Raw genomic sequence first — 6406 nt, forward strand, 5'->3', positions numbered from 1 at the left:
TACCATACCGCAAGAAAAGGAGGGTAAATGTGGTCTTTCTACAATCCATTCAAAGTGTCATAACGATTATCTTAATGATTGCGCTGGGCTATTTTTTGAAAAAATTTAAGTGGTTTGATGATAATTTCGGGAAGAGCATTTCATCCCTTATCACAAAAATTGCACTGCCTGCTTCTATCTTCGTGTCGGTTTTAAAATATTTAACCCGCGATAGCTTGGTTGAACTTTCCGGCAGTTTAATTTATCCGGTGCTGGCAGTTATCATCTCTTACTGTATTTCTTACGCGCTGGTCAAAATTCTAAAAATCCGGCCGGGGCGCCGCGGGATATTTATGAATGCCGTTGTAAATGCCAACACCATTTTTATTGGCCTTCCGCTGAATATTGCATTATTTGGAGAAAAAAGCCTGCCGTATTTTCTGGTCTATTACATCACCAATACGGTCTCAACATGGGCTTTCGGCGTATTTTTGATTTCCAATGATGATCCGACAAAAGTCAAATCAAAAGAAGCCAAAAATAAAATCAACTGGAAGAAGATTCTTCCGCCGCCATTATTGGGTTTTATTGCGGGGCTTATTTTCCTGCTGTTGAATATACCAATACCTGGTTTTATCAATTCCACTTTAACGTATGTGGGCAGTATTGTAACCCCATTATCCCTCGTTTATATCGGAATTGTTTTATATAACGCAGGGCTTTCAAGCATCCGTTTTGATCGTGATACCGTTTTTGCGCTATTAGGCAGGTTTGTGATGTCGCCAATCATATTAATTGTCCTGCTTATAAGCGGGACGCATATCTCCGGCACGCATTTGCCTGCAATGCTACAGCAAACACAAATCGTCCAGTCGGCAACTCCGATGCTTGCCGTTCTGCCCATATTGGCTGCTGAGGCACACGGTGACGTCAATTATGCGACAAATGTTGTCACCACAAGCACCTTATTGTTTGTCGTGGTTGTACCTATATTAATGCAAGTCATTCAATACATTTAAATCAATCAAATATGAAGTTGTGAATTCAGAACATAACACCGCACATTATGTTTATTTTCAGCCTTTGGACAGGAGATTGCCAAATAGCAATCTCCTGTTGTTTATGTTTGTGAAAGCCTGCGATAATGACATCCCATAAAAAGCTGTCCTTCAAGAAACGCAAAAAGAAGACCATTCTAATACGCCCAACAGAAACGGAAAGTCTTCTAAAAATGCAAGTAAATTTTTTAGGAGCAACCGTTCCACTGTAATTTGTTTTACCTTTAACATATGAGAAGAATGACAATAAAACACAAAAAACAGAACATTAGATCGTTTTAATATTTTAATAATTTAACCTTTATTGTATAATAAAAAATAAATAAAATGCCAGTGATCGTAAGTCGGGAACCATTATTTCAGCATCTTTGTTTCACATCAGGGGTGACATAAATACTTATATTGTGGGATGTGGAGGGTAAATAATGTTAACTGAAGCGCATATTAAAGAAGGGCTGAGTAAATCATATGTCTCTGCAATAGCAACCAGAGCAGGAATGAATTGTGCCATTCGTGAATATGACTATGGAAATTAACAGTTGATGAAATCATTCGTTTGATGTCTATTGTAAAGGAGGGTGGGCAACTATGAAAATGCTCGATGACTATAAGGCGATTAGCATACCGAATATTATACGATACTTAAAGCTTCAAGGATGGGACAGAAAAGCCAATTTTCCATCAAACAAGCTCATTGTTTTTGATGGACCGGATGATATTAATGGTGAGAAAATTCAAGCTGTCATTCCGGCAAATCAAAATTTTAGAGACTATGCAGCGCGAGTGAAAGAACTTATTGAGTCTTTAAGTGAGTTGGAAGGAAGACCGATTAAAGATATTCTAACTGACATGTTGAATCCAAATGTTGATAAGTTACAGGTGCGGGTTTTATCAGACATATCAAAAGATGGCACACTGCCTTTCGGGTATGCTGCAAAGTTAATAAGCGGGTTAAAAGACTTATTAATCTCAGCGGCATGTGTAGAAGAAAATCCTCAGCCATTCTATAGGAGAGCAACGAAGGTTGGCTTAAATTATGCAGATAATTGCAGATTCGGCCAAACGAAGGTGGGGAGTTTTATTATTACAATTGAATCCCTTGTGCCTAGTTATTCTGCCCACCCGCAGCAATTGTCTTTGCCGATTGATGATGAAGAAATGGTAACAGAACCTTTTAACCGGCGAGTCATTAAACGCATTCAGAGAGGAATCAGCCTTGTTGAAAAGTCAGTTAGTGAGGGTGATGTCGCTCCTATAGTGGACCATTATAAAGCTGGATTAAATGCAAATATGTGCGAGGCTTTATTAGGATTAAAGTTAGATCAATTAGACGTCGACCTTGAATATAGTGTCAATTGGTCTCTCAATATTCCTGAGCCAAATGATGTCCCGAACAAAGTGAAAATTGAAGGCATTGCTTTCGATTATATTGAGAGCGCGGCGAAAGTGCTAAGGAATACAGACGAATCTGTCAAGCGTAAAATTGTAGGAAAGGTAGTAAAATTGTCTGCATCTGATCTTGAAGACGAAGATGATCAATATGGGAACAGGCTGATTACCATAAAAACCGAAATTAATGATAGACCCATTAAGGTTAACGTTCCTTTAAATTTAGATGATTACAAGCAGGCTTGTAATGCACACCGGGATAATAAAGATGTAACCGTACAAGGCATTATTGAGAGAGTAGGTGGTAAATGGCAATTAATGAGCCCGGAACGTTTTCAAGTATCGGAACCCACGAAGTAATTTCGCGGGCTTTATTGCTTCATAATCCAGAGGGTCTTTTAATAAAATTTTTAGAAGAAAATAACGTAAAGAAGAACAGGGGATGCCAACATGGTTTGGCCTCATTTTCTGCTTACAAATCATGGGGAATGTTGAAGAAAAGCAATTAGGTTTTCAATAAGCTGCCTGCAAAGAAACGCTAGAAAAAGACCACCGAACACACTTCCAACAAATTGGGGAGGCCTTCTAAGAAAAAAGAAACATTTTTAGGAGCAACCAACCCACTTAAATAGCGTGGCTTGCTTTTTTACTCGGAAAAAATAAAAGATACACCGTGACCCATGATTAAGTCAGGACAGCAGGATAATCTGACGGATGCGTAAGAAAGAAGGAAAATTCAAGGATAAAAATGTATCCCGCAGGCCAAAACGCTTAACCGCGGGATATAAACAAAAAACAGAATTCTTTTTTCAAAAGCGGGGCAGTTAGGATAAAGCTGTTTTAAAGATAGCCGGATCCGATACGGCCCTTTCTTTTTTCTTCATTTCACTTTTCCGGCCGTCTACACTGACCGGCACCTCTCCTTTTAGAGTGACACGCCTTACAACGCGTTTCTGCCGGCCATAATCGTTTACGGCATAGTGCTGGGTTACGCGATTGTCCCAAATGGCGACATCTCCGGCAGACCATCTCCAGCGGACCGTATTTTCCAATTTTGTAATATGGTCCTGTAGCAAGGAATAAAGATGGTTGGAGTCAGACAAAGAGAGCCCTAGCAATCTTTTTGTAAACTGTCCTAAAATCAGGGTGCGTCCCCCTGTTTCGGGATGGATGGCTACAACCGGGTGTTTTGTCTCATAAATGGTGGACGTGAATACTTCTTCATGGTAACGCGTGTCTGCCTCGCTGGCCTTTGAATGATAAGCACCATAATCATATTCGTTTGTGTGCAGTGCCCATAAATGGTCCGCAAGATTTTTCAATTCATCCGGCAGATCCTGATAAGCAGCAGCTGTATTGGCCCAAACGGTATCACCGCCCGTTTCCGGAATCGTTACTCCACGGAGAATGGATATTTTCGGTATGGCGTCTATGAATGTGACATCAGTATGCCAGGCATCCGCTCGGCCGCCGTGTGTTGAATCAAGTTCAAATATGCTGCCTGTTCCGCTTCGTTTTGGGACAGTCGGGTGTGCGAAAAGCTCTCCGAAAAGGCGGGCAAAAGTTTCTTGCCCTGCATCGTCTAAATGGCTCTGGTTATGGAAAAATAGCACTTTATACTTTAACAGGGCATCCTGTATGGCCGCCACTTCTGCAGGGCGTAAATCAGCAGACAGCCGGATATCCTCGATTTCAGCGCCAATGCGCGCAGTAACCGGTTTGATGTTTAACAGGGCTTTTTCGGATTGAGTATGGTTAGCGTTGCTCATTTTTGTTTCCTCCCGTTTTTTGTAGTGTTTTATAAAAAGAAAGTTCAGGAGAATCAAAAAGGCCCGTTTACCCCACACGGTAAACGGGCCTTCAGCTGACTGATCGGCACAAGCTAATTCCTGGTATTCTTATGAACTTTCTTTGTTTAAGGATATTATATCGGTTTTTTACAGAAAGTCAATATTTAAATTGCAGGATATATGACGTATTAATTGTTTGATTGCTGAATTTTCGATACTTTGGAAGCATACTGATGTTCGCTCCCGGAGCTGAAATTTAAGCCGATCACCCCTCCGATGATCATGAGGATGAAAAAAATTTTCGCTAACGTCACAGGCTCCTTGAAGTAGAAGAAAGAGACGGCTGTAATGATTGCAGTACCAAGACCTGACCAGACAGCATACGCAATGCTTACCTCTATTTTTTTGAGCGATAATGTGACAAATGTAAGGCTGAGCCCGTAAAAAAGAAATAAGAGGATAGAGGGCACCCATTTTGAAAATCCGGCAGATAATTTCATGGAAGTTGTACCGAGGATTTCAAAAAAGATTCCGAGAAAAAGAAAGCTCCAGCTCATGTGTATACCTCCTTTGCTTGTATTCATTTTCTTGTAAGCTTTTAAAAACTCCGTATGTTTGCCAGCAAACGGGCACTCCATTGATGGAAATCCCGGTCAGCTTTTATTTCTTCGATGGAGCGGTTACCGGGCCGAAATAGCGGGTTCGCAAAATCAGCTGAAAGGCTGCCGGGATTTGGTTTCATTACTATAATCCGTGTGCCAAGCAACAGAGCCTCTTCCACGTCATGAGTAATAAACAAAATGCATTTTTTCTCTTTTCTCCATATTTGGAGCAAATGGTTCTGCATAGATGCACGAGTCAACGCATCAAGTGCACTGAAAGGCTCATCCATCAAAATGACTTTTGGATTGGCGGCGAGTGTCCTTGCAATGGCTGCTCTTTGCTTCATTCCACCTGACAGCTGATACGGCAATTTTTTTGCAGGTGCTTCCAACCCGGTGAGTTGTAAATAATGTGCTATAAATTGTTTCCTTTCTTTTTTGTCCATTTTTTTCATTTTCAATCCAAAAGCAATGTTATTTTCTATTGACAGCCAGGGGAATAAATTCGGTTGCTGAAAAACGACGCCAACATCGGGGCCCGGTTTGGCATGCCTAATTCCATCAATATTAACTTTCCCTGAATCCGGCACCTGAAAACCGGCGATCACGTTCAGAAGGGAAGTTTTGCCGCAGCCTTTTTAAATTATGGAGCAGATTCTGAGAGACGATTGAAGGGGTATGAACAAGTTTTCTTGGTAAGAAAGCATATTGTTAATAAAACAGTTGCCAAATTTTGTTACTATATAAATTGAACTTATGTTTTTACATCAAGACCAAGTATCAATTTGCATGATTACTACTTTTTACAGCAGGCAACAGAGTAGCGATGTTTAGTTCGTTTTATATAGAGCCTTTGTTCTTGTTGCTTTTTAACTCTAATAATTCAAAGGAGTAAATGTTAATGAGTAAACAAAATCAAATTTTTTTAGCCCTACTTATATTTTTGTCTGTGGTTGGTTTTATTGTTAGTATGATATTGGATCCTGTACCTCGCTTACTAAAAGCTTATAAACTTTTGGTTGTAATTTTATGGGGTGTGTTTATTTTTCGTGTAGGTAAAGACAAGGGTAGCTTATGGTAGTTTCTTTTAATTTCAAAGAATTGTAGTAGAAAAATTGGGATCTGTAAAATACAGATCCCAAATGTTTACCGATCAAGTTCCCGCCCATGGTTTCTTTGACCCGTATGCAGACGGTCAAGGCTAGCCGCTCATGGCCAGCAACAAAATTTTTTCCGGCCCCCCCCCCCAAAAAAGAATGTGTCCGTGCTTTTGGTGGTCCAATCAGCATGCGGATGACCCAAGTAACTTTTTAACGGCTTTCCGAAAGAAGTCTCCCATCCTCAAGGAATGTGAAGGTGCGAATAGCACCAATGAGTAGGTGGGAGATGAATTTCGGTTGGCTTTAGCCAAAGGTTTTGATATAATCAGTCTTAGATGGAATAAAGGGTTGATATATCAATGAAATTAGATAGTAATAATCATTCAGTATTCTTACTGCATTATCACCTTGTATTGGTTGTAAAATACCGTAGACAAGTGTTCGATAGCGAAATATCTGATTTTGCAAAAGATATGTTCGCTGAGATT

At 40.2% G+C, this 6406-nt stretch carries 6 protein-coding genes and 1 pseudogene; 4 read left to right on the forward strand and 3 right to left on the reverse strand.

Annotated elements, in window-relative coordinates; genetic code table 11:
• Nucleotides 1-29: 29 nt before the first annotated feature.
• Both C232_RS0111810 and C232_RS0111820 read left to right on the forward strand, forming a co-directional pair.
• Nucleotides 30-998 (forward strand): AEC family transporter, encoded by a 969-nt coding sequence (locus tag C232_RS0111810; protein ID WP_018664362.1) that lies wholly within the window; start codon nt 30-32, stop codon nt 996-998.
• Between the two features lie 627 nt (nt 999-1625).
• Nucleotides 1626-2786, forward strand: coding sequence for a hypothetical protein (locus C232_RS0111820; RefSeq protein WP_018664367.1), 1161 nt, complete (start codon nt 1626-1628; stop codon nt 2784-2786).
• A 464-nt stretch (nt 2787-3250) separates the two neighbouring features.
• Here the strand turns inward: C232_RS0111820 and C232_RS0111830 are convergent, their stop codons facing one another.
• From C232_RS0111830 to C232_RS18610, 3 genes and pseudogenes are all read right to left on the reverse strand, one after another.
• Nucleotides 3251-4195, reverse strand: a complete 945-nt coding sequence (locus C232_RS0111830) for a TauD/TfdA dioxygenase family protein (protein WP_018664370.1) — start codon at nt 4193-4195, stop codon at nt 3251-3253.
• Nucleotides 4196-4404: 209 nt separating this feature from the next.
• Nucleotides 4405-4773, reverse strand: a complete 369-nt coding sequence (locus tag C232_RS0111835) for a DMT family transporter (RefSeq protein ID WP_018664372.1) — start codon at nt 4771-4773, stop codon at nt 4405-4407.
• Nucleotides 4774-4814: 41 nt separating this feature from the next.
• Nucleotides 4815-5441 (reverse strand): annotated as a pseudogene (locus C232_RS18610) (ABC transporter ATP-binding protein); the annotation flags it as partial.
• A 278-nt stretch (nt 5442-5719) separates the two neighbouring features.
• On the opposite strand from C232_RS18610, the gene C232_RS0111845 reads away from it, so the two are divergent.
• Nucleotides 5720-5899, forward strand: a complete 180-nt coding sequence (locus C232_RS0111845; protein ID WP_018664376.1) for a hypothetical protein — start codon at nt 5720-5722, stop codon at nt 5897-5899.
• Nucleotides 5900-6277: 378 nt separating this feature from the next.
• A partial coding sequence (locus C232_RS19460) for a transposase (RefSeq protein WP_211211492.1) occupies nt 6278-6406 on the forward strand: 129 nt, incomplete at its 3' end.

This window comes from Heyndrickxia acidiproducens DSM 23148 (assembly GCF_000374345.1).
GTDB lineage: Bacteria > Bacillota > Bacilli > Bacillales > Bacillaceae_C > Weizmannia > Weizmannia acidiproducens.

Excerpts from the sequence above, each read along its gene's own strand:
- C232_RS0111820 (WP_018664367.1), top strand. The coding sequence starts at position 1,626 with ATGAAAATGCTCGATGACTATAAGGCGATTAGCATACCGAATATTATA.
- C232_RS0111830 (WP_018664370.1), bottom strand. The coding sequence starts at position 4,195 with ATGAGCAACGCTAACCATACTCAATCCGAAAAAGCCCTGTTAAACATC.
- C232_RS0111835 (WP_018664372.1), bottom strand. The coding sequence starts at position 4,773 with ATGAGCTGGAGCTTTCTTTTTCTCGGAATCTTTTTTGAAATCCTCGGT.
- C232_RS0111845 (WP_018664376.1), top strand. The coding sequence starts at position 5,720 with ATGAGTAAACAAAATCAAATTTTTTTAGCCCTACTTATATTTTTGTCT.